This is a genomic window from Thermostichus vulcanus str. 'Rupite' (genome assembly GCF_022848905.1).
Classification (GTDB): Bacteria; Cyanobacteriota; Cyanobacteriia; order Thermostichales; family Thermostichaceae; genus Thermostichus; species Thermostichus vulcanus_A.
This window is the reverse complement of sequence record NZ_JAFIRA010000111.1, coordinates 1-1,759: the sequence shown is the minus strand read 5'-3', so window position 1 is coordinate 1,759 and position 1,759 is coordinate 1. Positions and strand designations below refer to the sequence as shown.

Here is a 1,759-nt window from a genome sequence, read left to right as displayed (position 1 = left end):
GAGAGTTTATACTATTCCTGAACTATCGATAGGTCTATCCCGACTCATCGAGAAGTTAAATTCATCCCGATGGCCTTGGATGTCTACCTCAATCCTGTTCTCCTCTGCCTAGAGTGACAAAAGAGGCCTAGAGCGACAGTTGCTTCAGCGACGATTAGGCAGCCTAGGTACACAGCAGATACAGCGCCTCAACCAAATCCTAATCCAAGCCCTTCAGCTTGACGTGTAATCCCCACAAGGAGCCCCCCATGATTGCCCTGAATCTGCATCCTGCCCTCACCCTGACCGATGAAGCCTTCGAGCAGCTTTGCCGCAGCAACCCCAACCTACGCCTCGAGCGCACCGCCCAAGGAGAACTGATTGCCATGGCCCCTGCCGGAAGCGAAAGTGGTCGCCAAAACTTGAGCTTGAGTGCCCAACTATGGTACTGGAACCAACAAGCCAAACTCGGTGTGACCTTCGACTCCTCCGCAGGCTTTACCCTACCCAACGGAGCCATCCGCTCCCCCGATGCCGCCTGGATTGAAAAGACCCGCTGGGAACGCCTATCGTCCGAGCAACGCCGTAAATTTGCCCCCATCTGTCCCGATTTTGTCCTAGAACTCAAATCCCCTAGCGATGAGCTATCCACCCTCCAGGCCAAACTGCAAGAATATATCGACAATGGCGCGCAACTGGGTTGGCTCATTGATCCAGAACTCCAGCAAGTTCATGTCTATCACCCAGGGCAAACTGTGCAGGTGTATAGTCGCCCTGACACCCTCCCTGGTGACCCCGTCCTGCCCAACTTTGTCATGGACTTTACGCTGATCTGGGGTTAGGGGAAAACCACAAAGACACAAAGCACACCAAGATTTCTCACATGCCTTATTCGCCCAGCTTATGGTTACTTTGCGACTCCGACAACTAGATGTCCCTCCCGGTCAACGCTTGCTGATTCGTGACCTGAACTGGTCAGAATTTGAAGCCATTCTCGATGAACTGGGCGAAAAACGTGCCAGCCGCATCGCCTACAGCGATGGAATTTTGGAAATCAGGATGCCACTACCCAAGCACGAACGCGAGAAATCTATTCTTGGGGATATAGTCAAAATCCTCTTAGAAGAACTAGAAATTGACTGCGAGTGCTTTGGGTCAACCACCTTCAAACGGCAAGCCATGAACTATGGCATTGAACCCGATGAATGCTTCTACATTCAAAACCACCAAACCATGATTGCATGATTGGTAAAGTTCGGCTTGATTTATCCGTTGATCCACCCCCTGATCTGGCCATTGAGGTCGATGTCACCTCCAAAACCCAAATCGATGCCTACACCCGCTTAGGCGTTCCCGAACTTTGGGTCTACGAGGGAACTGAACTAAAGATCTACACCCTGCAATCTGGGCAATATCAAAATTCTGCCACCAGCCCCACCTTCCCCAACCTACCGATCCTAGAATGGGTGTCGGAGGTCTTAGCCCAAAGTCGGGCAATCGGTCGCAGCCCTGCCCTACGAACTTTTCGTCAAAACATCCGCTCAATCTAACCCTCTGTACCCTCTGTGGTGAATATAAAAACATAAACCATAAATCACAAAGACCCAGAGACACTGTTCACCGAGGTTTTCTCCTACCATGAGTTACAGTGATTTCCTGATTGACTGACAAAAGCTGCTTACAGATAGCTGGGTGCCTTGCTGTGCGGTAGTTTTGGAGATTGAAGAGATGAAGGGGGAGCCAGCGTTCTAAGCTTAGATACCACTCAAAACCGTGAACG

The 1,759-nt window shown here is 50.8% G+C and carries 1 protein-coding gene and 1 pseudogene; both read left to right on the top strand.

All coding sequences use genetic code 11. The features are described 5' to 3' along the window. Nucleotides 1–248 precede the first annotated feature (248 nt). Nucleotides 249–821: a Uma2 family endonuclease gene (locus JX360_RS17345; RefSeq protein WP_244353488.1), complete on the top strand. Its 573-nt coding sequence runs from the start codon at nucleotides 249–251 to the stop codon at nucleotides 819–821. A 61-nt stretch (nucleotides 822–882) separates the two neighbouring features. Further along, nucleotides 883–1,529 (top strand): annotated as a pseudogene (locus JX360_RS18185) (Uma2 family endonuclease). Nucleotides 1,530–1,759 lie beyond the last annotated feature (230 nt).

Bases quoted from the DNA above. Each gene is read 5' to 3' on its own strand.
- JX360_RS17345 (WP_244353488.1), top strand. From the start codon at position 249: ATGATTGCCCTGAATCTGCATCCTGCCCTCACCCTGACCGATGAAGCC.